The organism is Xanthomonas sp. WHRI 8932A, from assembly GCF_035012785.1.
GTDB lineage: Bacteria > Pseudomonadota > Gammaproteobacteria > Xanthomonadales > Xanthomonadaceae > Xanthomonas.
In genome coordinates this window covers 229182-252173 of the sequence record NZ_JAYGQQ010000007.1, presented here as the reverse complement: position 1 = coordinate 252173, position 22992 = coordinate 229182, and the positions used below count along the sequence as shown (strand labels likewise).

The 22992-nt window shown below is 66.2% G+C and carries 21 protein-coding genes and 2 other RNA genes; 7 read left to right on the top strand and 16 right to left on the bottom strand.

Features of this window, described 5'->3' with window-relative positions; all coding sequences use genetic code 11:
* Nucleotides 1-176: 176 nt before the first annotated feature.
* Complete coding sequence (locus VC212_RS13405) at nt 177-1127, bottom strand: LytTR family DNA-binding domain-containing protein (protein WP_323526091.1); 951 nt, start codon at nt 1125-1127, stop codon at nt 177-179.
* A 159-nt stretch (nt 1128-1286) separates the two neighbouring features.
* Here VC212_RS13405 and VC212_RS13400 point away from each other — a divergent pair, with 159 nt between their 5' ends.
* The 3 genes from VC212_RS13400 (at nt 1287) to VC212_RS13390 (ending at nt 5131) form a co-directional block, all read left to right on the top strand.
* Nucleotides 1287-2498 (top strand): acyltransferase family protein, encoded by a 1212-nt coding sequence (locus VC212_RS13400; protein ID WP_323526047.1) that lies wholly within the window; start codon nt 1287-1289, stop codon nt 2496-2498.
* 265 nt (nt 2499-2763) lie between these two features.
* Entirely contained in the window at nt 2764-3801 is a 1038-nt protein-coding gene (locus VC212_RS13395) for a DUF1176 domain-containing protein (protein ID WP_323526046.1), read from the top strand.
* Between the two features lie 298 nt (nt 3802-4099).
* Entirely contained in the window at nt 4100-5131 is a 1032-nt protein-coding gene (locus tag VC212_RS13390; RefSeq protein ID WP_323526045.1) for a DUF1176 domain-containing protein, read from the top strand.
* Nucleotides 5132-5230: 99 nt separating this feature from the next.
* Here VC212_RS13390 and recJ read toward each other — a convergent pair whose 3' ends face one another.
* From recJ to VC212_RS13315, 15 genes are all read right to left on the bottom strand, one after another.
* The gene (gene recJ / locus VC212_RS13385; protein WP_323526044.1) at nt 5231-6970 is read right to left on the bottom strand and encodes a single-stranded-DNA-specific exonuclease RecJ; all 1740 of its coding nucleotides are present in this window, start codon (nt 6968-6970) and stop codon (nt 5231-5233) included.
* Nucleotides 6967-7887, bottom strand: coding sequence for a phosphoglycerate mutase (locus tag VC212_RS13380; protein WP_323526042.1), 921 nt, complete (start codon nt 7885-7887; stop codon nt 6967-6969). The genes recJ and VC212_RS13380 overlap by 4 nt, the downstream gene beginning before the upstream one ends.
* Before the next feature lie 18 nt (nt 7888-7905).
* Nucleotides 7906-8370, bottom strand: a complete 465-nt coding sequence (greA, locus tag VC212_RS13375) for a transcription elongation factor GreA (RefSeq protein ID WP_193552439.1) — start codon at nt 8368-8370, stop codon at nt 7906-7908.
* 8 nt (nt 8371-8378) lie between these two features.
* Nucleotides 8379-11621 (bottom strand): carbamoyl-phosphate synthase large subunit, encoded by a 3243-nt coding sequence (gene carB / locus VC212_RS13370; RefSeq protein WP_115512870.1) that lies wholly within the window; start codon nt 11619-11621, stop codon nt 8379-8381.
* 8 nt (nt 11622-11629) lie between these two features.
* On the bottom strand, nt 11630-12073 hold the full coding sequence (locus VC212_RS13365) for a hypothetical protein (protein WP_115561927.1): 444 nt from the start codon (nt 12071-12073) through the stop codon (nt 11630-11632).
* Nucleotides 12073-13248, bottom strand: a complete 1176-nt coding sequence (gene carA / locus VC212_RS13360) for a glutamine-hydrolyzing carbamoyl-phosphate synthase small subunit (protein WP_323526041.1) — start codon at nt 13246-13248, stop codon at nt 12073-12075. Before carA ends, VC212_RS13365 begins: the two co-directional genes overlap by 1 nt.
* 238 nt (nt 13249-13486) lie before the next feature.
* The gene (gene dapB, locus VC212_RS13355) at nt 13487-14203 is read right to left on the bottom strand and encodes a 4-hydroxy-tetrahydrodipicolinate reductase (protein WP_323526040.1); all 717 of its coding nucleotides are present in this window, start codon (nt 14201-14203) and stop codon (nt 13487-13489) included.
* 347 nt (nt 14204-14550) lie between these two features.
* A non-coding RNA gene (locus tag VC212_RS13350) (sX9 sRNA) lies at nt 14551-14626 on the bottom strand.
* A 116-nt stretch (nt 14627-14742) separates the two neighbouring features.
* Nucleotides 14743-15411: an MOSC domain-containing protein gene (locus VC212_RS13345; RefSeq protein ID WP_323526039.1), complete on the bottom strand. Its 669-nt coding sequence runs from the start codon at nt 15409-15411 to the stop codon at nt 14743-14745.
* Nucleotides 15408-16610 carry a PLP-dependent aminotransferase family protein gene (locus tag VC212_RS13340; RefSeq protein ID WP_323526038.1) on the bottom strand — a complete coding sequence of 401 codons (1203 nt, stop codon included), beginning with the start codon at nt 16608-16610 and terminating at the stop codon, nt 15408-15410. The genes VC212_RS13345 and VC212_RS13340 overlap by 4 nt, the downstream gene beginning before the upstream one ends.
* A 68-nt stretch (nt 16611-16678) precedes the next feature.
* A non-coding RNA gene (locus tag VC212_RS13335) (sX9 sRNA) lies at nt 16679-16756 on the bottom strand.
* 93 nt (nt 16757-16849) lie between these two features.
* Entirely contained in the window at nt 16850-17350 is a 501-nt protein-coding gene (locus VC212_RS13330; protein WP_161963042.1) for a nuclear transport factor 2 family protein, read from the bottom strand.
* Nucleotides 17351-17410: 60 nt separating this feature from the next.
* Entirely contained in the window at nt 17411-17665 is a 255-nt protein-coding gene (locus VC212_RS13325) for a DUF6587 family protein (protein WP_055846469.1), read from the bottom strand.
* 1 nt (nt 17666) lies between these two features.
* On the bottom strand, nt 17667-19526 hold the full coding sequence (locus VC212_RS13320; protein ID WP_323523052.1) for a ferrous iron transporter B: 1860 nt from the start codon (nt 19524-19526) through the stop codon (nt 17667-17669).
* On the bottom strand, nt 19523-19771 hold the full coding sequence (locus VC212_RS13315; RefSeq protein WP_064634959.1) for a FeoA family protein: 249 nt from the start codon (nt 19769-19771) through the stop codon (nt 19523-19525). Before VC212_RS13315 ends, VC212_RS13320 begins: the two co-directional genes overlap by 4 nt.
* Before the next feature lie 116 nt (nt 19772-19887).
* Here VC212_RS13315 and VC212_RS13310 point away from each other — a divergent pair, with 116 nt between their 5' ends.
* The 4 genes from VC212_RS13310 (at nt 19888) to VC212_RS13295 (ending at nt 22984) form a co-directional block, all read left to right on the top strand.
* Complete coding sequence (locus tag VC212_RS13310) at nt 19888-20685, top strand: enoyl-CoA hydratase-related protein (protein ID WP_323523080.1); 798 nt, start codon at nt 19888-19890, stop codon at nt 20683-20685.
* The gene (locus VC212_RS13305; RefSeq protein WP_323526037.1) at nt 20682-21071 is read left to right on the top strand and encodes a VOC family protein; all 390 of its coding nucleotides are present in this window, start codon (nt 20682-20684) and stop codon (nt 21069-21071) included. Before VC212_RS13310 ends, VC212_RS13305 begins: the two co-directional genes overlap by 4 nt.
* Nucleotides 21072-21177: 106 nt before the next feature.
* On the top strand, nt 21178-22074 hold the full coding sequence (locus tag VC212_RS13300; RefSeq protein WP_323526036.1) for a hydroxymethylglutaryl-CoA lyase: 897 nt from the start codon (nt 21178-21180) through the stop codon (nt 22072-22074).
* A gap of 139 nt (nt 22075-22213) precedes the next feature.
* A complete protein-coding gene (locus VC212_RS13295) occupies nt 22214-22984 on the top strand; it encodes an SDR family oxidoreductase (RefSeq protein ID WP_115527678.1) in 771 nt (256 codons plus the stop codon).
* Nucleotides 22985-22992: the final 8 nt, after the last annotated feature.

Genomic DNA, 22992 nt, shown 5'->3' with positions numbered 1-22992 from the left:
ACGCTTCAGAGCCGGCAGTCTCGATGCCCGCCTTGCGGTTGCGCGCGACCGCAGGGCTTGCGGGTCCCCTTCCCCCAGCGTGCTGATGTCGCAGCGGCGGCGGCATGGGCGCAGTGGCTGCGACGGATATGCAGGGCGCCGTGGCCAGCTTTGCCGCCCCGCAGGCTCTAGCGGCCTCAGACCGTCACTGCATCTGTGCGGCGCGCAACGGCACCCTGCCCTGCCCGCGCGCGTACGTCGGCCAGATGACTGCGACTGCACGGCAACACCGTGGCGTCGCGCAGATGCACGCGCGCATCGCCGGAATCGACCGGTTCGATCGCCTGCACCTGGCCCAGATTCACCAGATAGCTGCGATGGATCCGCACGAACACTGCGGGGTCCAATTTGGCTTCGATCGCCGCCATCGTGCTGCGTAACGGATAGTCGTGGCCGCGCACGCGCAGGTTGACGTAGTTGCCGGAGGCCTGGACCCATTCGATATCGGCGGTAGCGACCAAAAAGTCGCGGCCGAGTTTGCGCACCAGAAAGCGCTCCGGGCGGTCCAGCGGCTCCTCCGGGGGGCCTTCGTCCGGCGCCGCAAGCAGATGCGCCTCGCCCTGGCGCCGCCGCGCGTACCAGCCCAATGCGTGCTGCAACGCCACCAGCATCGCAAAGGTACGTAGATCCTTGGACAACTCATAAAACCACTGCAGCGGCCAGCCACCGAAGTCGTAATGGCTACCGGCCAGCGCGTAAACCAGCTTGCGCAACAGCACCATGCCGGCAACGTGCGCCAGCCACCAACCCAATGCAGCCGCCAGATACACCGGCACACGGCGACGCCAGACATCGGCATGCAGCGGCCAAGCTGCGCAGAGCAAGAACACCGCGGGTAGCAACAACAGCGATGCCGTGGCGCTGGTCAGCTCCCAGCTCAGCACCTGCCACAGCACGATCGCTTCGCCATCGCGACGCCCCGCCAACCATGCGGTCAGCGTGTTGCCCAGTGCGCTCAGGTAAAACACCAGCAACCAGATCGTCACTGCCCAGCGCGTCGCGAAGTGACGCGCACCGTCCTGAGGTGTCGGCGGGCGCGGCCCGATGGTTTCCATTGCAGAGGTCCGCAGTTGGCAGCTGCCGATGATAGAGGGCTGCGCAACGGGGCGACACCGTCATCCCCACTGCTCCCGTTCGTCCCTGGGGGGATGCAACTGGTCACTGCGCGCGGGCGTGTCCACCCCTGGCCCCTTTCTTCATGCGGGTCGGCGGGCAGGATACGTGCACTTCACCGACCAACCGCCCCCATGACCGAGCGCCGCCACGATATCGATGCCTTGCGCGTCTTCGCCTTTGCCCTGCTGATCCTCTATCACGTGGGTATGGCCTACGTGGCCGGCTGGGACTTCCATTTAAAGAGTGCGTACACCACCGACTGGCTGCAGGCGCCCATGATCGCGCTCAACCGCTGGCGGATGCCATTGCTGTTCATGATCTCCGGCATCGCGATCGGTCTGGCGCGCCCAGAACGGGCGCCGTGGCAGTTCGCCTGGCGACGCTGCGGCCGGTTATTGCCACCCCTGCTGTTCGGCATGTTCGTGGTGGTGGCGGTGCAGGCGTACTGCCAGGGCGTCAGCAACGGCAAGGTCGTGCCCGGCTTTGGCAACTTCCTGCTGCGCTATTGGCAGGTCCGGCCGTGGCCCGCCGGCAGCTTCGATGGCTGGGAACACGGCATCACCTGGAACCATCTGTGGTACCTGGCCTATCTGCTGCCTTACACCTTGTTACTGATGGCCATGGTCGCACTGGGCCGCATGCTACCCGTGTCGCTGCGAGCCTTGCCGGCGCCCATCGCGCTGCCGGCCCTGCTGCTGGCCCCGATCCTGTGGGAGGCCTTCTGCCTGCTGTGGGTGATGCCGCGCCACCCACCGACCCACGCCCTGGTTGGCGACTGGTTTGTGCATGCCGAGTCGTTTCCGTTGTTCGTGCTGGGATATGCACTGGCCCATCACGCACGCTTCTGGACGTGGTCAGTGCAGCTGCGTTGGCCAACTCTGATCGCCGCGCTGCTGGCGATCGCCACCGAGCTGAGCATCCGCCATCTGGGCCGCTCGCTCGATCCGGTGCAGCTGCCCGCCCTGCTGGCGACAGTCCGCTGGGACGTGGTCGAACGGCTGGCGCGCGCCGCCTACACCTGGCTGGCACTGCTGACCCTGTTCGGCTGGGCAAGGCATGGCTTGAACCGCCCCTTCGCGTGGCTGCCGTACTGCACCCAGGCGGTGTTCCCCTGGTACATCCTGCATCAGAGTCTGATCATCCTGGCGCTGTACTGGTTGGCGCCGTTGCACCTGGGCCCGTGGCTGGAACCGTCGCTGGTGTTGGCCTCCACCGTTGCCGGCTGCCTGCTATTGCACGAATACCTGATCCGCCGCGTGCGCTGGCTGCGTCCGCTGTTCGGGATGCCGATGCGGGAATCGCCGAGCAGGGCGCGCGCCGCGGCAACGCTGACGCAAGCGTGATCGCTGAAAGCGACAGGCCGGCAGACAAGACCGAACAGACGATGCCGTTAGCGCATCGTCGCCAGAACAACCCAGGCACCGCGCGAAGATCGCAGTCCATCTGCAACGCGCAGTGTGGTCGATTCGCGGGGGCGCGCCGATGCACCGCAGCAACCGGACACATTCGCCGTCATGAATTGCGTTCACTGCCTGCGGACGATTCGCCTGGACGCCCTGCGGCAGCCATCGCAAGATGCCGGCCCGGACCTGCGATGAAGGAACTTCGATGCGTTACGACCTGCTTGCCGCGACCTTGCTGTGCAGCCCCGCACTCGCGCTTGCCGCGCCTGCCACCAGTGTCGATTTCAGTCACGACGACTGGACCATCGCCTGCGACAACACCCGCACCTGCCGCGCCGCCGGATACCAGCCGGACGAAGGCGAGCACCCGCCGGTATCGGTGCTGCTGACGCGCAAGGCCGGTGCCGGCCAGGCGGTGACGGCCGAGCTGATGCTGGGCCAGTACGACGAGATCAAGCTGCCGGCGTCGCTGAGCCTGCAGATCGATCAGCGCGATCTGGGCAAGCTGGCGCTGGATGGCAAGAGCGGCACCGCAGTCTTGAGCAGCACGCAGGTCGCCGCGCTGCTGGCGGCACTGACCCGCAGCAGCAAGATCGTGGCGCTCGGCAACGATGGCCGCCGCTGGCAGCTATCCGATCGCGGCGCGGCGGCAACGCTGCTGAAGATGGACGAATTTCAGGGCCGGCTGGGCACGCGCGGCGCGCTGCTGCGCAAGGGCGATCGCGACGAGGCCACCGTGCTGCCGGCGTTGCCGGTCCCGCAAGTCCGCGCGGCCAAGCTGGCCGCAGCGCAGGCCGGCGACGCAGGTCTGGGCAGCTTGCCGGCGCTATACCAGGCGCTACGCGCCACGCTTCCGGCCGATGAAGAATGCAAGGGCCTGGATGCCAGCGATGCCGCCGAACCGCTGACCATCGCCCGCCTGAGCAGCGACAAGCTGCTGGTGTCGACCGATTGCTGGATGGGCGCCTACAACATCGGCACCGGCTTCTGGGTGGTCAACGCGCGTGCGCCGTTTGCACCGACGTTGATCACCACGCATGCCAGCGATCTGGATGGCTCTACCATCCTGTCCTCGCAAAAGGGTCGCGGCCTGGGCGATTGCTACAGCGAGGAGCGCTGGACCTGGGACGGCCATCGCTTCGTGCAGACCTCCAAATCCACGTCGGGCCTGTGCCGACTGGTGGCCGCCGGCGGCGCCTGGGAACTGCCAACGGTGGTGGCCGAGGTCAAGCAGTCACCTTGATCCAGGCAAGTGACAGTGCGGCCGCCCATAGCCGTGCGGCCGCGACCGACGCAGAGAACAGCCGCCACCGGATTTCTGCTCAGCGATGTCGTTCGACCGAGCCGGCTCCAGCCTGAATCTCTGCACTGCGGATCGCATGAACGGACAAGATTTCGCAAGGCCGCAGCGGTAGCGCTGCCGGCCACGCGCGTCGAACTGAACGGCTCCACGGATCTACTAGGTAGCAGCGCGAGACCGTATAGACGGCGTTGGAAACGAGCGCTCAAGATGCCGGCTCGATCCACCCTGAAAGAAAGACATGCGCATCAACCTGATCGCCGCCGCACTGATACTCTCGCCTGGCGCAGCACTTGCCGCCGCCTCCGCAACCGGTATCGACTTCAGTCACAAGGACTGGACGATCGCCTGCGATAACACGCGGACCTGCCGTGCCGCCGGCTACCAACCGGAGGACACCGAACCGGCGGTCTCTGTGCTGCTCACCCGCAAGGCCGGAGCTGCACAACCGGTGACCGCGCAGCTCAAGATCGGTCAGCTCAAGCAGGCTACCGCTCCCTCGACCCTGACCCTGTCCATCGGCAAGCGCGATCTCGGCCCCCTGAATCTGCAAGGCGCGACAGGCAGCGCCACGCTGAGCGCCGCCCAGACCAGCGCACTGCTGACTGCACTGACCGGTGAGAGCGCAGCCATTGCGGCGGTGGGTAACGATGGCCGCCGTTGGCAGCTCTCCGATCAGGGCGCCAGCGCCGTGCTGCTCAAGATGGATGAGTTCCAGGGCCGCCTGGGCACCCGCGGCGCCCTGGTCCGCAAGGGCAAGGGCAATGAATCGGCGGTCTTGCCGGCACTGCCGGCTCCACAGGTACACGTGGTCAAGCTCGCTGCCGCGCAACCCGGCGATGCCAAGCTGGCGCGTCTGCCGGCGCTGTATGCCGCGCTGAAAACCGCTCTGCCTGCCAACGAGCAATGCCAGGCACTGGAGCCGGGCGGCGCGCAGGAGCCGCTGAACATCGCGCGCCTGAGCAACGACAAGCTGCTGGTGTCGGCTGCCTGCACGCTGGGTGCCTACAACCTCGGCATGGGGTATTGGGTGGTCAACGCGCGCGCGCCGTTCGCACCTGTGCTGGTGACCCTGCAGGGCACCGATCTGAGCGGGTCGACCATTCGCTCGTCGCAGAAGGGACGTGGGCTGGGCGATTGCTCGGTCGATGCAAGCTGGGGCTGGACTGGACAGCGCTTTGTGCAGACCGCCAAGTCCAATTCCGGTCTGTGCCGCGGAATCGCCGGCGGTGCCTGGCAGCTCCCCACGCTGGTGACCGCAGTCAAGAAGTAACAGCGTTATTGTCTGACAGCTGCGGGCGCCATTGGGCGCCCGCAGTTATTTGCACTCATATCAAAACAGCGCCAGCAGGCAAGTTGCCACGCGTTCGGCTCAGGCCGTGACCACAACCGGTTCGCAATGCTCGACGATCAACTGCACCGCAGTGCCGCCGCGGTAATCGTCGCTGACCAACCGATACGCCAGCCGCACCTTGCGTGCTGGTTCGCTGCCGCGCCAACCGTTGAAATGGATGGCATTGAGCGGCTCGGCACGGCCGGCGCACCGCAAGGTCAGCTTGAGATGGCGTTCTTTGAGCAGACGCCATTGCAATATCTCGAACTCGCCGTCGAACAGCGGCTCCGGAAAGCCCTGCCCCCACGGTCCGGCCACACGCAGCGCTTCGGCATGCACGTGATCGAGTTCGTGCGCGGCCAGCTCGCCATCGCTGTGCAACTCGGCATGCAGCAGCGACGCATCCACCATCGCCTGCACCTGCGCCTGAAACGCCTGTTCGAAGGTCGCCAGCGCGGCATGATCCATGCTCAAGCCCGCCGCCATCGCATGACCGCCGAACTTCTGCAGTAAGCCCGGATGACGCGCATCCACCGCCGCCAGCACGTCGCGGATATGCAGGCCGGGAATGGACCGCGCCGAACCGCGCAACTGGCTGCTGCCCGGCTCGGCCGGGGCCAACGCGATCACCGGACGGTGCAACCGGTCTTTCAATTTGGAGGCGACCAAGCCGATCACGCCGGGGTGCCATTCCGCATCGAATAGGCAGGCGGCGATCGGCAAGGCGCCATCGGCGTCCAGCACCACCTTGGTCACCGCCTGCTCGGCATCGTCGGTCATCAACTGCTGCACCGCGCGGCGCTCGGCATTGATCTCTTCGAGCGTGGCGGCGATCTCGCGCGCCCGGTTCCAGTCTTCGCTGAGCAACAACTCGATGCCCAGTGCCATGTCCTCGAGCCGGCCGGCTGCGTTCAAGCGCGGCCCGAGCGCGAAGCCGATATCGCTGGCGCTCAGACGCGCGACATCGCGGCCGCTGGCATCGATCAGGGCGCGCAATCCGATACAGCCCTTGCCCTCGCGCAGCCGACGCAATCCGGCCGACACCAGCGCGCGGTTATTGGTGTCCAGCGGCACCAGATCGGCCACCGTGCCGACGGCAACCAGATCCAGCAACACCGACAGTTCCGGCTCGGCGCGGTCGGCAAACGCGCCGCGCGTGCGCAGCGCACTGCGCAGCGCCAGCAATACGTAAAAGATCACGCCGACGCCGGCCAGCGATTTGCTGGGAAAGCTGTCGACCGCCAGGTTCGGGTCGACGATCGCATCGGCCGGCGGCAGCACCTCGCCCGGCAAATGGTGGTCGGTGACCAGCACCGTCCAGCCGCGCGCCTTGGCGGCGGCCACGCCGGCATGGCAGGCGATGCCGTGATCGACGGTGACCAACACCTCCGGTTGCAGCGCGGCAAGCTCGTCCACCAAGGCAGGCGACAGGCCATAGCCGTGCACCATGCGATTGGGCACGGCGTGGTGCACATCCAGCGCGCCGAGCATGCGCAAACCGCGCACGCCAACCGCGCAGGCGGTGGCGCCATCGCAGTCGAAATCGCCTACCACCAGGATGCGCCGTTGCTGGGCGATCGCATCGGCCAACAGGTTGGCGGCCACGTCGCTGTTATGCAGCAGCTCCGGCGAGAGCAACTGGCCCAGGCGCGGTTGCGCGCCCTGCGCATCGCGGACACCGCGCGCGGCGTAGATGCGGCGCAGCAGCGGCAACATGGCATCGGGCCAGCTTCCGGCCTGCCCTGGCGGGCGCCGGACGATCCGGGGAGTGGAGGTCATTGCGTCAGTTGCTGCCGCGGCGTGCGCCAAAACCGCCAGCGTTGCGTGCGTGCCAACGTCAGCGTTTCGCCGTCTTGGAAATCCAGCACCAGCCGATCCAGTTCGCCACGTGCCATCGCCGCCAGCAGCGGTGCCACTGCGTCGTCGCCAAACTGCTGCAGCGAGCGCAGATGACGCAGGTCCACCAACGCATCCACGCGTTGATCGCCCTGCGCATCGGCACCGGCCGCCAGCGCCAGCGCGCGCAACAACGACTCGCGGCTGCGCACCTGCCGATGCGGCGATATCACCGCATGCGGCAGTGCGCCGCCGCCCCAGAACCACAGCGAATTGATCGCCGGCTTGCCGCTGGCCACGCGGCCTTCGTTCCACGGATGCTGATGCAGCAACACCTGCGCTTCGGTCAGCAAGGCACGCCAGCGCCGGCCAGAATCGCCGGCCGGCAGATGCTCGAACAGGTCGTCGCCGATCGCCACATCCGGCGGCGCGAAGTCCGGCAGCTTGGCATCCGGCGACAGACGTAGATACCAGCGCGATGGGGTCGGCGCATCGAGCAGAAATCCGGCATCGCCGAACATCGGCTTGAGAATCGGCAGCAGCACCGCCAGGTCCTCGGCGGTGGCACCGAGCGCCTCGCCGTAGCCCATCAGGCGTGCGCCCTGCATGTCCGGCACCACATAGGCCGGGTCGGCACGCACCCAGGTGGCGCCTGCGGCATCGCCGGCATCCAGTTGCCGGGTCAACGCCGCCACCGGCCACTGCGCTGGCGTCAACGTGAAATGCCGCTGCAACTGCGCCACTTCGCCGGCATCGGCAGCGTGCAGATCGGCGCGCGCCAGGGCACTGGCCACCACCGCGTTGTCCAGCGTTCCGGGCAGACGGCGTTTTTCGGGCAGCAGCAGCGTTGCGGTCGTCATCGCTCAGGCGTCAGTGCGTCAATCCAGATACGCGACGGTGACCACTTCGTACTCGCGCTGGCCGGCCGGCGCGTCGATGGTGACCGAATCGCCTTCCAGCTTGCCGATCAGGGCGCGCGCCAATGGCGAAGAAATCGCGATCATGCCCATCTTGATGTCCGCCTCCAGATCGCCAACGATCTGGTAGCGCTTCTCTTCGTCGGTCTCGGTATCGGCCAGGGTCACGGTGGCGCCGAACACGATCTTGCTGCCGGCCGACAACTTGGTGATGTCGATGATCTCGGCATGCGAGAGCTCACCTTCCAGCTGCTTGATGCGGCCTTCGATGAAGCTCTGCTGCTCACGCGCGGCATGGTATTCGGCGTTTTCCTTCAGGTCGCCGTGCGCGCGCGCTTCGGCGATCGCACTGATCACCGCCGGACGCTTGACCGACTTCAACTGATCGAGTTCTTCGCGCAGGCGCAGCGCGCCCTTCGCGGTCATGGGTGCTCTCATGCTTCCAGCTCCTTGTGCAGTTCCTGCAGCGACCAGACAGGGCCGGTGCCGCGGAATTCCAGCGAATGCACCAGCGCCTTGGCGCCGGCGACAGTGGTCGAATAGGTCACGCGATGCTGCAGCGCTTCACGCCGGATCGAGAACGAATCCGAGATGGCGGCGCGACCTTCGGTGGTGTTGACGATATAGACGATCTCGCCGTTCTTGATCGAGTCGACGATATGCGGGCGGCCTTCGGCCACCTTGTTGACGATCTCGCAGTTCAGCCCGTTCTCTTGCAGCCAGGCACCGGTGCCGCGCGTGGCCACCAGGGTGAAGCCGCGTTCCACCAGCGCCTGCGCCACCGGCAGCACGCGCTTCTTGTCCGGGTCGCGCACCGAGACGAAGGCCTTGCCCACCGGCGGTGCCTTGATGCCACCGGCTTCCTGCGCGCGCGCAAACGCGGCGCTGAAGCTGCGGCCCACGCCCATCACCTCACCGGTGGAGCGCATCTCCGGCCCGAGGATCGGGTCCACGCCCTGGAACTTGGCGAACGGGAAGATCGCCTCCTTCACCGAGTAATAGTCCGGCACGATTTCCTTGGTGGCGCCCTGCTCGGCCAGCGTCTTGCCGGCCATGCAGCGTGCGGCGATCTTGGCCAGCGGGATGCCGATGGCCTTGGACACGAACGGCACGGTGCGCGAAGCACGCGGGTTCACTTCCAGCAGGAACACCACATCGTCGCCAGCCTCATCCACCTGCACCGCAAACTGGGTGTTCATCAGGCCAACCACGTTCAAACCTTCGGCCAGCATCACCACCTGGCGACGCAGTTCGGCCTGGGTCTTGGGCGAGAGCGAATACGGCGGCAGCGAGCACGACGAGTCGCCCGAGTGCACGCCGGCTTCTTCGATGTGCTCCATCAGCCCGCCGATCAACACGTTGCCGTCCTTGTCGGCAATGATGTCCACGTCCACTTCCACCGCATTGTCGAGGAAGCGGTCCAGCAGCACCGGCGAATCGTTGGACACCTTCACCGCATCGCGCACATAGCGCGCCAGATCGGATTCGCCGTACACGATCTCCATGGCGCGGCCGCCCAGCACATAGCTCGGGCGCACCACCAGCGGGTAGCCGATCTCGCGCGCCAGCACCAGCGCTTCTTCCGGATTGCGGGCAATGCGGTTCGGCGGCTGCTTCAGGCCCAGCTTGTCGACCAGCTGCTGGAAACGCTCGCGGTCTTCGGCCAGATCGATCGAGTCCGGCGAGGTGCCGATCACCGGCACGCCATTGGCTTCCAGCGCACGCGCCAGCTTCAGCGGGGTCTGGCCGCCGTATTGCACGATCACGCCCTTGGGCTGTTCCAGCTCGACGATTTCCAGCACGTCTTCCAGCGTCAGCGGCTCGAAGTACAGACGGTCGGAGGTGTCGTAATCGGTGGAGACGGTTTCCGGGTTGCAGTTGACCATGATGGTCTCGTAGCCGTCGTCGCGCAGCGCCAGTGCCGCGTGCACGCAGCAGTAATCGAACTCGATACCCTGGCCGATGCGGTTAGGGCCACCGCCCAGGATCATGATCTTGTCGCGATTGGTCGGCAGCGCTTCGCACTCGTCCTCGTAGGTCGAATACAGGTACGCGGTGCTGGTGGCGAATTCGGCCGCGCACGAGTCGACGCGCTTGTAGACCGGGCGCACCTTCAACGCGCGACGCAGCGTGCGCACCGATTCTTCATTGCTGCCGATCAGCTCGGCCAAGCGCGCATCGGAGAAACCTGCGCGCTTGAGCTTGCGCAGACGCGGCGCGTCCAGCGCGGCCATGCCATCGTCGGCCAGCTGCTGCTCGTGGCTGACGAGTTCTTCGATCTGATCCAGGAACCAGGGGTCGATGAACGACAGCGCATACACCTCATCCACGCTCATGCCGGCGCGGAACGCATCGGCCACATAGAACAGACGCTCCGGGCCGGGGGCCTTGAGCTCGCGCTTGAGCGCAGCGATATCGTCTTCGCTGCCCAGATCCAGGCCGGTCGGGTCCAGCCCGATCTTGCCGGTTTCCAGGCCGCGCAGCGCTTTTTGCAGCGATTCCTGGAAGGTGCGGCCCATCGCCATCACCTCGCCCACCGACTTCATCTGCGTGGTCAGGCGCGCATCGGCCTGCGGGAATTTTTCGAACGCAAAGCGCGGAATCTTGGTGACCACATAATCGATCGACGGCTCGAACGAGGCCGGGGTCAACCCACCGGTGATCTCGTTGCGCAATTCGTCCAGCGTGTAGCCCACCGCCAGCTTGGCGGCGACCTTGGCGATCGGGAAACCGGTGGCTTTGGACGCCAGCGCCGACGAACGCGACACGCGCGGATTCATCTCGATCACCACCACCCGGCCATTGGTCGGGCTGATACCGAACTGCACGTTGGAGCCGCCGGTATCCACGCCGATCTTACGCAGCACTGCAATGGACGCATCGCGCAGGCGCTGATATTCCTTGTCGGTGAGCGTCTGTGCCGGCGCCACGGTGATCGAGTCGCCGGTATGCACGCCCATCGGGTCGAGGTTTTCGATCGCGCAGACGATGATGCAGTTGTCCGCGGTATCGCGCACAACCTCCATCTCGAATTCCTTCCAGCCCAGCACCGATTCTTCCACCAGCACTTCGGTGGTCGGCGACAGTTCCAGGCCGCGGCCGACGATGTCGATCAGTTCTTCGCGGTTGTAGGCGATGCCGCCACCGCTACCGCCCAGGGTGAAGCTGGGGCGGATGATGGTCGGGTAGCCGACGCGGGTCTGGATATCCAGCGCTTCTTCCAGCGTATGCGCCACTTCGGCCTTGGGGCAATCCAGGCCGATTTCGCCCATCGCCACGCGGAACAGCTCGCGGTCTTCGGCCATGCGAATCGCTTCGCGCTTGGCGCCAATCAACTCGACGTTGTACTTCTCCAGCACACCGTGGTCGGCCAGATCCAGCGCGCAGTTCAGCGCAGTCTGCCCGCCCATGGTCGGCAGCAGCGCATCGGGCTTTTCCTTGGCAATGATCTTTTCGACCGTCTGCCAGTTGATTGGCTCGATGTACACAGCGTCGGCCATGTCCGGGTCGGTCATGATCGTGGCCGGGTTGCTGTTGACCAGCACCACGCGGTAGCCCTCGTCGCGCAGCGCCTTGCACGCCTGCGCGCCGGAGTAATCAAACTCGCAGGCCTGGCCGATGACGATCGGGCCGGCGCCGATGATCAGAATGGTTTTTAGGTCGGTGCGCTTTGGCATGGGGGTCCTCAGTAAAGTCGGTCCTGCCACGCCGCAGGGGCGCGCCAGGTAATCTGGTCGGGCGATCGGGCATCGATCGCACCATGGTCGACCGCGGCGCGAACCTCTCGCTGCATCGCGGCCCAGCTCGGAGCGGCCGCGCCAATGCGCGCGCCGATCGTGTTGTTGTGGGCATCCATCGCCCGACTGGCGTTGCCCTGCCCGCCGCGCTCCATCACCGCCGTCACCAAATCCACGCAACGCGGGGACAAGGTGTAGGCGACGATGGCGCTTGCAAGGCTGTGCCGATACGCATCGGCCGGGCCGTTGCGTCCACCTGCCAGCCCAGCGCCGAGCCACTGCGAATACACCGCAACCAGCACGAACGCCGGATAGGCCGCCAGCGCCAGCGCCGCCAACACGTACACACGCCAGCGGCGCGGTCGCGACGGCAGAGCCAGCGACGCCATCATCAGGCCCTGGCCGCCATCAACGCGGTAAACCGGTCGAACAACGGCCCCACATCGCGCGGGCCCGGCGAAGCTTCCGGGTGGCCCTGGAACGAGAACGCCGGTGCGTCGGTCAGGGCGATGCCCTGGTTGGTGCCATCGAACAGCGAGCGATGGGTGACCCGCACATTGGCCGGCAGTGTGGTTTCGTCCACCGCAAAGCCATGATTCTGCGAAGTGATCATCACCCGCCCGCCATCCAGATCCTGCACCGGGTGATTGGCGCCGTGGTGGCCGGTGGTCATCTTCACCGTCTTCGCGCCGGCGGCCAACGCCAGCAGCTGATGGCCCAGGCAGATGCCGAAGGTGGGCATCTTCTGCGCGATCAGTTCCTTGATCGCGGCAATCGCGTAATCGCAGGGCTCCGGGTCGCCCGGGCCGTTGGACAGGAACACGCCATCGGGCTGCATCGCCAGCACTTCCGCCACCGGGGTCTGCGCCGGCACCACGGTGACGTCGCACCCGCGCTCGGCCAGCATGCGCAGGATGTTGAGCTTCACGCCGTAGTCGTAGGCCACGACCTTGAACGTGCGTCCTTCGACAGAGCCCGCACCTGCATCTGCGGACTTTCCACTCTTCAAGGCACCGAGGCCGAGAAAGGTGTCGGAGTTCAGGTCGAGCGAGCCTTCCTGCCAGGTGTAACGCGTCTCGGTGGAGACCACCTTGGCCAGGTCCATCCCTTTCAGGCCGGGGAACTTGCGCGCGGCTTCGAGTGCCTTTTCGACGTCGATCTCGCCGGCCATCAGCGCGCCGTTCTGGGCGCCCTTCTCGCGCAACAGGCGGGTCAGCTTGCGGGTGTCGATGCCGGAGATGGCGACTACGCCGCGGGCCTGCAGCCACTCCGGCAAGGCCACCTGGCTGCGCCAGTTGCTGGGGCGGCGCGGCACATCGCGCACGATCAGGCCGGCGGCCCAGATCTTGCGGGCCTCGTCGTCCTGGTCGGTAAAGCCGGTACTGCCGATGTGCGGATAGGTCAGCGTGACCATCTGGCGGGCGTAGGAGGGATCGGTCAGGACTTCCTGATAGCCGGTCATGGCGGTGTTGAACACCACTTCACCGACGGAAAGCCCGGTGGCGCCTACGGATTCGCCCTCGAACACGGTGCCGTCTTCGAGGACAAGGATTGCGGGTTGGGTCACGTGGGGTCTCGCTCTGGCTGCCTGGGACTCCGATGCGCTTCCGGCCAAATTCCGGTTGCAGCAAAGCGCGGACGCGGTGCTGGGGACCGGTCCGACGCTGGTTCGGGCAAGCGAGAATTGTAAAGGCAAGTGCCCCGGCTTGCCAGCCTGCAGCGCAGCCAATGCGTCGGGCGCATCGCAACGGCGGCATGAATACGCCGCGCGACCGCGCATTGTTCATACGCGGTTGCGCGATGTCTTACAGCACCAGGTCGCGTACCCGGTAGCTGCCGGCCGGCCGGCCGATCAGGCGTTTGGCCGCGTGCAAGGCCCCGCGCGCGAAGATGTCGCGATTGGTGGCGCGGTGCACCAGCTCGACGCGCTCGCCCAGCCCGGTGAACTGCACCGTGTGCTCGCCGACGATGTCGCCGGCACGCAGGCTGGCAAACCGCGGCTGCGCACCGCTACCGGTGGCCGCTTCGCCCAGCGTCAATGCGGTACCGGATGGCGCGTCCTGCTTGTGCAAGTGATGCGCTTCGATGATGTCGCAATCCCAGCCTGGCAAGGTGCCGGCGGCGCGCTCGACCAATTCGGTGAGCACCGCGACACCCAGACTGAAGTTGGAGGCCCACACCAACGGAATCTGTTGCGCAGCATCGCGCAGCGCGGCGCGTTGCACTTCGTCCAGCCCGGTGGTGCCGGACACCAGCGGCTTACCGCGTTGCGCGCACAGCGCCAGAATCGGCGCAAAGCCTTGCGGCAGGCTGAAGTCGATGGCCACATCGAAGGCTGGTGCACCGCCCAGTTCGCTGGCGGCAAAGAACGGCACGCCGTCCACCACGCGCTGCGATGGCGAGCGCCCTACCACCGCGCCGACGACATGCAACGCGTCGTCTTCAGCCGCCAGGCGCAGCAATGCCTTGCCCATCCGCCCGGAGGCACCGTGGATCAACACTTTTACAGGGGACGTTGTCATGCCCGCAGGCTAGCGAGGCGGTGGGGGTTGCACAAGGTGCGGGGAATCGGGAGTCGGGATTGGGGAATCGTCAGAGCGGTGTGTGCGGTCTGAGCGATTGTTGGGGATGTCGTGGTTTGGTGGATGTGGAGCTGCTTGTGGCTTGTGGCTTGTGGCTTGTCGCTTGTGGCTTGTTGACGTTTGCAGTGGCGCCGCGGCTGGCTGCGCGCATCTGTGGAGACTGTGCGTGCGCGGCAATGGCTTGTGCTTCAGCGCCGCCGCAGCGCGTGACGTTAGCTTTGCGCGGATTTTTGCGCGGTTGGCCAGCGGCTGATCAATGACCGCAGAGCGCGACGCCTGCTTAGATTGGTCAACAAAACGCGGCCAGCAGTCGTCAGCTGGGTGCGGACGGCGCACGAGAACCGACGCGCATGAGTCGTACAAGAGGATTCCGAGCACCGGCCGCGCCCGCCTGGCGGTGAGCACGGTGGTTTTTTGTTAGCTGCTCTTTATTCGTCGACGCCGGTCAGGCGCCTGCTCCAGCTCTCCACTTCGCTGCGCTACAGGCGGCGCTCGAACAAGGCCTGCCACGACGGCACCAACGGAAGACGTAGCAGCTCGGTGATGGCCGCGACATCGACTTCGCGTGCATACAGCACCTGCTGTACCCGCGACAGGCTCCACTTCGGATGCGGCCGCTCCTGCAGTGTCAGCGTGTCGCCGGAGGCCACGGCACCGGGCTGCAGTACGCGGTAATACCAGCCGGTGCGGCCGGTTTCCTGCACCCGGCGCGCCATGTCGCGCACACCGAAGCGGTCCGACAGCTTCCAGCACGGTTGACGCAGCTGCGAGACCTCCACCACGGCCGTGCCCAACCTAAAGCGATCGCCAAGGCAGACCGTGGCCTCGGTCAGGCCGGTGCTGCTCAGGTTCTCGCCGAACGCGCCGGCCGCTTCCAGCAGTGCATGCGCGCCAATCTCGTTGCGCCAGGCAGCGTAGTGGTCGCGCGGATAATGATGAATCGCCTTGTCCGGCCCGCCATGCACGCGCCGGTCTCCCTGCTCGTCGCCTTGCAAGCCTTCGACACCGACTTGCAGCGACCCGTGCACGACGCGCTTGTCGATCGCGCTGCGGCTACCGGGGCGGGTGAAGTCGCGCGCAACACCAATTGCGACGCTATCGATGTGCGTGGCAACCGGCGCTTGCGACACCAACGCAGGCGATGTCATGCGCCCTGCCCTGGCAGTTCGGCCAGCGCCTCGCGTAGCACCTCACCCAGCACCTGGATGCCGGCATCGATCTTCTCGCCCGGCACGGTGACGAACGACAGCCGCAGCGTGTTGACTTGCGGCAAGGTCGCAAAGAACGGCGCACCCGGCACGAAGGCGACATTGCGTGCGATCGCACGCGCCAGCAGCACGGTGCCATCCAGACCCGGCGGCAGCGTCACCCACAGGAACATGCCGCCTTCGGGGCGATTCCACTGCACCTGCGCCGGGAAGTGCCGGTCCAACGCTTCCAGCATGAGACTGCACTGCCGCGCATACAGCGCGCGGATCTGCGGGATATGCGTGTCGAGAAAGCCGTCCTGCAGCGTTTGATACACCATGCGCTGGGTGAACGAAGGCGTATGCAGATCGGCCGCCTGCTTGGCCTGGATCAGCTTGCCCAGCACAGCCTCCGGCGCGACGACATACCCCAACCGCAACCCGGGCGCCAACACCTTGGAGAACGAGCCCATGTAGATGACGCCTTCCGGGTTCATCGACAACAGGCTCGGCAAGGGTTCGCCGCTGTAGTACAGCTCGCCGTACGGGTCGTCTTCGACGATCGGCACACCGGCCTCGGCCGCACGCGCGACCAGCGCCTGACGTCGCGCCAATGGCAGGCGCCGACCAGTGGGATTCTGAAAATTGGGCAGGCAATACAGAAAGCGCGCATCGGCCAACAGCGCCGGATCCAGCGCATCCACCACCACGCCATCCTCGTCCGATGGCATGCCGACAAACGCTGGTTGGAACAGCGAAAACGCCTGCAATGCGCCAAGATAACTCGGCGTCTCCACCAGCACCTTGCTGCCTTCGTCAATGAACACCTTGCCGAGCAGATCCAGGCCCTGCTGCGAGCCGGTGGTGATCAGCACCTGGCTGGGCCGGATCGTGGCGCCATCGCGACTCAAGCGCGCGGCCACCCATTCGCGCAATGGCGCATAACCTTCGGTGGGACCGTATTGCAACGCTGCCTGCGGCGCATCGCGCAACACCTGATCGCTGGCCGCGCGCATGCGCTCGACCGGAAAGGTCGCCGGCGATGGCAGACCGCCGGCGAAGGACGTCACCTCCGGCCGCTCGGTCACCTTGAGGATTTCGCGAATCGCCGAACTGGTCAGCGCCTGCGCACGTCGGGAGATCTGGAAGGAGGTCGTCATGCCGCAAGCATACCCAACGCCCGCAATGCCGGCGCTGTGCACTGCAGCGTGCGTGCTGCGATGTAGAGCGCTGACAGAACGTGGCGAGCCGTCGTCAGGTGGGTGTGGACGGCCGCGCCTAGAACCGGAGCGGACGAGTGGACACTGCCGCACCGAGCATCGGCCGCGCCCAACTGGCGGTGCGCGCAGTCGCGTCGTTAGACGGTCTTGGCGGCAGTAGAAGGCACCGTGGTTACCGGCTACCGATACGCCGGACCAACCCAGGCGGTGCCTTCGCTACGCGTGATCAAGGTCTTCCAGCGCTTGCGTACCACCTTGTCGCGCGAACGGAAAGTCATGCGCAGACCCGGCAAGCCGAGCGTTGCGCGTGTTTCGACGATCGCCGATTGCTCATCGGGCGCGATCTCGATCTTGGTAATCGAATGCTTGTAGTCCATCAGCTCTTCCGGCTCGGCCACAGAGCGCATCTGCTGCAGCACCTGTGCCCACTCGCCGTTGGACTTGCAGTACTTGGCGCGATTGACGGTCTCGCGTTTCTGATGGGAGTCCATGCGGTACAGCACCACCATTTCGAATTCCGGCGCGGTCATGGCGCAGAGCGCCTCACCATCCTGACTCACCATCGCCTTGTCGTGCGCCGCGTAGAAATCGCGCACCTGCGTCTCGTCAAGCGCGTTGCCACCATAGTTGTACAACCCCGCAACCGCGGCCAAAACCGCCAACAACACCAGCAAACGCATGTACTGCCCCCTGTCACGCCGCGTCCTGCGGCCTTGCAAGTTTAACCGAGGCGAACGGGATCAGTGCTTGCGCGTTGGTACTGGGCCGCAACTGTCGCAACCACCGCAGGCCGCACTGCTTTGCGTGGCCGGCGGCGCCACGCGTCGCCCCAGGGTCTGCATCCAGGCCGGTCGCCCATCGCGCAGCAACGCGAGTGCCAGCGCGCCGCGCATGCGCCGCAATGCGCTCGGGAACTGTTTTTTCATTACCACCCACAGGCTGACCAGCACTGCGATAGCGATGACCACGTATTGCAGGGTGAGCGACAGATCCATGTCAGCCGGCGCCAAACAACACGGCCAGCTGGTAGGTCACCAGCGAGGCCAGATACGCCAGTGCGAACAGGTAGACCGCACTGATGGTCATCTGCTTCCACGAGTTGGTTTCGCGCTTGATCGTGGCCAGGGTGGAGATGCACATCGGCGCGTAGATGTACCAGACCAGCAGCGACAGCGCGGTGGCCAGCGACCAGCCGTCGCTGATCAGCGGCGACAAGGCCTGCGCCGCTGCGTCGTCATCGGCAGCCGACAACGCATAGACGGTGGCCAGCGACGCCACCGCCACCTCGCGCGCGGCCAGGCCGGGAATCAACGCGATGCAGATCTGCCAGTTGAAGCCCAGCGGCGCGAAGAACACCGCCATCGCGTGGCCGATGCGGCCGGCAAAGCTGTAGTCGATCGGCGGTAAGGTCGCATTGACCGGCGCGGCCGGGAACGACAGCAGGAACCACAGCAGAATGGTCAACGCCAGGATGATGCCGCCGACGCGCTTGAGAAAGATCACCGCGCGTTCCCACAAGCCCAAGGCCAGGTCGCGCAGCTGCGGCACGCGGTACGACGGTAGCTCCAGCATCAAGGGATGCTCGCTTTTGTCGCGACGCCACTTCTTCATCGTCCACGACACCAACAACGCACTGACGATAGCAGCGGCATACAGGGCGAACAGGATCAGCCCCTGCTGATTGAAGATGCCCCAGACGGTTTTCTGCGGAATGAACGCACCGATCAGCAGCGCATACACCGGCAAGCGCGCCGAGCACGTCATCAATGGCGCGACCATGATGGTGGCGAGCCGGTCGCGCGGGTCCTGGATACTGCGCGTGGACATGATGCCCGGCACCGCGCACGCAAAGCTCGACAGCAACGGAATGAACGAGCGCCCGGACAGGCCGGCTGCCGCCATCATGCGATCGAGCAGGAATGCCGCACGCGGCAGATAACCGGATTCTTCCAGCGCCAGGATGAAGGCGAACAGGATAAGGATCTGCGGCAGGAAGACGATCACCCCGCCCAGACCGGCAATGATGCCGTCCTTGAGCAGACTGTTGAGCGGGCCCTCCGGCAGCGTGGTGCCCGCCCATTCGCCCAGCAGTGCAGTGCCGGCATCGATCAGGTCCATCATCGGCGTGGCCCAGGCGTACACCGCCTGGAAGATCAGGAACATCACCACCGCCAACGTCACCAGCCCCCAGATCGGGTGCAGCAGCCAGCGGTCCAGCGCATCGTCCACGCGCGAAGTCCGCGTCGGCATGGTCACCGCCGCGCTCAGGATCTGCCGCACCTGCGCATGATAATTCCCGTCGGCAGGCGGCGTGGCAGTCGGAGCCACCAGGCTGGCGGCCTGCGCATCGATGCGCTCGACCAGTGCCTTGGCGCCACCGCGTCGCACCGCGACGGTCTCCACCACCGGCACGCCGAGTGCCTGCTCCAGCGCCGGCAGATCGATCACGATGCCGCGCCGTTGCGCGGCGTCGACCATGTTCAGCGCCACGATCATCGGCCGCCCCAACTCGCGCAGCTCCAATGCAAAGCGCAGATGCAGGCGCAGGTTGGTGGCATCCATCACACACACCAGCACGTCCGGCGCCGGCTCGCCGGGGTAGAAACCACGGCACAGGTCGCGGGTGATCGCTTCGTCCAGGCTGGCCGGTTGCAGGCTGTAGGCGCCGGGCAGATCGAGCACCGCAAAGTCGCGACCGGACGGCGCACGGAAATGCCCTTCTTTACGCTCGACAGTGACGCCGGTGTAATTGGCTACCTTCTGGCGACTGCCGGTCAGCTGGTTGAACAGCGCGGTCTTGCCGCTGTTGGGGTTGCCCACCAGCGCCAGACGCAGCGGCACGGCCGCCGCATTCATGCCGATGCTCCGTCTTGCCGCACCTGCACGCGCGCGGCCTCGCTACGGCGCAGGGCGAAACGCGTGTAGCCCACCTGCACCAGCAACGGTTCGCGGCCGACCGGCCCGGTGGCCAGCACGGTCACTTCCTCGCCTGCGACAAACCCCAGCTCGCGCAGGCGCCGGGCGATCGTGTCGTTGGGGAGACGATCCTCCACGGAGTCCACGATGGCGGCGCGATGCAAAGGCATGTCGGACAGCGTCACAAAGACGGCCTGATTGTTAGGAATGGTTCTCAATTCTAGCATCGACGCACCGCGTCATGGCTCCGGCGACCCGTGCCGCTATCATGGTTCGCATCCCATTCATGGACGTATGCGCAATGCAGGACACCGGCTTGATCGTTGAGGACCAGGGACCGGTCCGCAGCTTGCGACTGCACCGCCCGACCGTCCACAACGCCTTCGATGCGACCTTGATTGCCGCGTTGACCGACGCACTGCAGCAGGCCGGCGCGGCGGCGCACATTCGCGTGGTGATCCTGACCGGTGACGGCGGCGCCTTCTCTGCCGGCGCCGACCTGCACTGGATGCGCGGCATGGCCACCGCCAGCGAGGCCGAGAATGCCGCCGATGCACTGGCGCTGGCGCGCCTGATGCGCACGCTCGACGAACTGCCCAAACCCACCATCGCGCGCGTCAACGGCGCAGCATTCGGCGGCGGCGTGGGGCTGGTGGCGTGCTGCGATATCGCCATCGGCTGCACCGAGGCGCGCTTCGGCCTGACCGAGAGCAAGCTGGGGCTCTTGCCCGCGGTGATTTCGCCGTATGTCATCGCCGCCATCGGCGCACGCCAGGCACGCCGCTGGTTCGCCACCGGCGAGATCTTCGACGCCGGCACCGCGCAGTTGTTGGGGCTGCTGCATCAACTGGTGGCGGCCGATCAACTGGACATTGCGGTGGAGCGGCAGGTGCGCCTGCTGCTGGCGGCCGCGCCGCTGGCCGCCAGCACGGCCAAGTCGTTGGTCCGTTCGGTGCTGCCGGCTGCCGACCGCGATGCCATCGATGCCGCCAACGCCGCGTGGATCGCCCGCTTGCGCGTCTCGCCCGAAGGCCAGGAGGGCCTGGGCGCATTCCTGGAAAAACGCTCGCCGGCCTGGATGCCGGAGAACGCGGCATGAGCGTGATCGATCATGTGGGACTTGCATGCAGCGACCTGGGCGCCAGCGTGGCGTTCTATCAGGCCGCATTGGCTCCATTGAACATTGCATTGATCACGGAGCTGAGTGCAGAACAAACAGGCACCCGCGCCCACGCCGGCTTCGGTATCGAGCGGCCAGTTCTCTGGCTGGGCGCCGACCCACAGGCGCCGGGCAATACGCATCTGGCGTTGGCCGCCACCCACCGCGCCGAGGTCGATGCGTTTCATCGGGCTGCGCTCGCTGCAGGCGGCCGCAACCATGGTGCACCTGGCCTGCGCACGCAGTATCACCCTGACTATTACAGCGCTTTCGTACTCGACCCCGATGGCAACAACATCGAAGTGGTCTGTCACCGCGCCGCATGAGCACGTTAACGATGTCTTTCACTGATGATCGTCGACGCACCGCAGCGACCTTGCGCGGTGTGGTGTTGGTCGCTGTTCGCACTACTGCAGGCAGCGGGGCTCGCGCATGAGCGACTTCGTGCGCATTGTCGAGGTCGGCCCGCGCGATGGGCTGCAGAACGAGGCGCAGCCGATCGCCACTGCCGACAAGATCGCGTTGATCGATCGGTTGTCGGCCACCGGCCTGCGCACCATCGAGGCGACCAGCTTCGTGAGCCCGCGCTGGGTGCCGCAGCTGGCCGACGCAGCCGAGGTCTTCGCCGGCATCGCCCAGGCGCCAGGCATCGCCTATCCGGTGCTGGTGCCGAACCTGCAGGGTTACACCCGTGCGCAGGCAGCCGGCGCGCAGGAAGTGGCGGTCTTCACCGCCGCGTCGGAGGCCTTCAACCGCACCAATACCAATGCCGGTATCGACGAATCGATCGAGCGTTTCCGGCCGATCCTTGCACAGGCTGCCCGCGACGGCGTGCGCGTGCGCGGCTACGTCTCCACGGTGCTGGGTTGCCCATATCAAGGCGAGGTGCCAGTGGCCGACGTGGCGGATGTCGCGCAGCGGCTCTACGCACTGGGCTGCTACGAAATTTCGCTGGGCGACACCATCGGCGTCGGCACCCCGCGCAAGGCGCGGCAGATGCTGGCCGCGGTGGCAGAGGTGGTGCCGATGCACGCATTGGCGGTGCATTTCCACGACACCTATGGGCAGGCGCTGGCCAATATCGCGGCCTGCCTGGAGCAAGGCGTGCGCGTGGTCGATGCCGCGGTGTCCGGCGCCGGTGGTTGCCCGTACGCCAAGGGCGCCAGCGGCAATGTCGCCAGCGAAGACGTGGTGTATCTGCTGCACGGCTTGGGCATCTCGACCGGGATCGACCTGCCTGCCCTCGCCCACACTGGCCGCTGGCTGGCGCAGCTACTGGGCCGCGACACCGGCAGCAAGGTCGGCAAGGCGCTGGCGGCCGCCGGCTGACACCGCGCCGCTGCCGTTGCAGTGGCAGCGTCCCCCGGCACGATCACGCAAAGGCTTCGGCTAGAATTGCCGGCCGCCTCGTCCACCGTTCGCGTGTCGGCATCCGCCGCCATGCTTGTCTCTACCAGGGAACCACCGCATGCAGCCATCTTCTGTTCTTGCCGTCATCACCGGTGGCGTGTCCGGCCTGGGCCTGGCAGTGGCGCAGCGCATCGTGGCCGACGGCGGCAAGGTTGCGTTGTTCGACGTCAATGCCGACAAGGCCGATGCGGCGCTGGCCTTGCTGGGTGCCGGCAACGCGCATTACTTCGCCACCGATGTCACGGATGAGGCGCAGGTTGCCGCCAATATCGCGCAGGCCGCGCAAGCGCTGGGCGGGCTGAATCTTGCGGTGAATTGCGCAGGCATCCTCGGCGCCGGCCGTGTGCTGGGCAAGGAGGCGCCGATGCCGCTGGCGACCTTCCGCACCACCGTGCTGGTCAACCTGGTCGGCAGCTTCAATGTCGCCAAGGCCGCGGCCGATGTGATGCAGCACAACGCTGCCGGCGACGACGGCGAGCGCGGGGTGATCATCAACACCGCCTCGGTGGCCGCCTATGAAGGCCAGATCGGCCAGGCGGCCTATGCCGCCAGCAAGGGCGGCGTGGTCAGCATGACCCTGCCGATGGCGCGCGAACTGGCGCGCTTCGGCATTCGCGTGATGACGATTGCACCGGGCGTGTTCTGGACCCCGATGGTGGACGGCATGCCCGAGGCCGTGCAGCAATCGCTGTCCGCCTCCATCCCGTTCCCGTCGCGCCTGGGTCAACCCGACGAATACGCCGACACCGTCGCCTTCATCCTGCGCAACCGCTACCTCAACGGCGAAACGATTCGCCTGGATGGCGGCGTGCGGTTGGCGCCCAAGTAGGCCGGGAA

Excerpts from the sequence above, each read along its gene's own strand:
- carB (WP_115512870.1), bottom strand. The coding sequence starts at position 11,621 with ATGCCAAAGCGCACCGACCTAAAAACCATTCTGATCATCGGCGCCGGC.
- VC212_RS13390 (WP_323526045.1), top strand. The coding sequence starts at position 4,100 with ATGCGCATCAACCTGATCGCCGCCGCACTGATACTCTCGCCTGGCGCA.
- dapB (WP_323526040.1), bottom strand. The coding sequence starts at position 14,203 with ATGACAACGTCCCCTGTAAAAGTGTTGATCCACGGTGCCTCCGGGCGG.
- VC212_RS13365 (WP_115561927.1), bottom strand. The coding sequence starts at position 12,073 with ATGATGGCGTCGCTGGCTCTGCCGTCGCGACCGCGCCGCTGGCGTGTG.
- VC212_RS13325 (WP_055846469.1), bottom strand. The coding sequence starts at position 17,665 with ATGGATCTGTCGCTCACCCTGCAATACGTGGTCATCGCTATCGCAGTG.
- recJ (WP_323526044.1), bottom strand. The coding sequence starts at position 6,970 with ATGACCTCCACTCCCCGGATCGTCCGGCGCCCGCCAGGGCAGGCCGGA.
- greA (WP_193552439.1), bottom strand. The coding sequence starts at position 8,370 with ATGACCGCGAAGGGCGCGCTGCGCCTGCGCGAAGAACTCGATCAGTTG.
- VC212_RS13305 (WP_323526037.1), top strand. The coding sequence starts at position 20,682 with ATGAGCGTGATCGATCATGTGGGACTTGCATGCAGCGACCTGGGCGCC.
- VC212_RS13340 (WP_323526038.1), bottom strand. The coding sequence starts at position 16,610 with ATGACGACCTCCTTCCAGATCTCCCGACGTGCGCAGGCGCTGACCAGT.
- VC212_RS13310 (WP_323523080.1), top strand. The coding sequence starts at position 19,888 with ATGCAGGACACCGGCTTGATCGTTGAGGACCAGGGACCGGTCCGCAGC.
- VC212_RS13300 (WP_323526036.1), top strand. The coding sequence starts at position 21,178 with ATGAGCGACTTCGTGCGCATTGTCGAGGTCGGCCCGCGCGATGGGCTG.
- VC212_RS13400 (WP_323526047.1), top strand. The coding sequence starts at position 1,287 with ATGACCGAGCGCCGCCACGATATCGATGCCTTGCGCGTCTTCGCCTTT.
- VC212_RS13295 (WP_115527678.1), top strand. The coding sequence starts at position 22,214 with ATGCAGCCATCTTCTGTTCTTGCCGTCATCACCGGTGGCGTGTCCGGC.
- VC212_RS13380 (WP_323526042.1), bottom strand. The coding sequence starts at position 7,887 with ATGACGACCGCAACGCTGCTGCTGCCCGAAAAACGCCGTCTGCCCGGA.
- VC212_RS13330 (WP_161963042.1), bottom strand. The coding sequence starts at position 17,350 with ATGCGTTTGCTGGTGTTGTTGGCGGTTTTGGCCGCGGTTGCGGGGTTG.
- VC212_RS13320 (WP_323523052.1), bottom strand. The coding sequence starts at position 19,526 with ATGAATGCGGCGGCCGTGCCGCTGCGTCTGGCGCTGGTGGGCAACCCC.
- VC212_RS13395 (WP_323526046.1), top strand. The coding sequence starts at position 2,764 with ATGCGTTACGACCTGCTTGCCGCGACCTTGCTGTGCAGCCCCGCACTC.
- VC212_RS13345 (WP_323526039.1), bottom strand. The coding sequence starts at position 15,411 with ATGACATCGCCTGCGTTGGTGTCGCAAGCGCCGGTTGCCACGCACATC.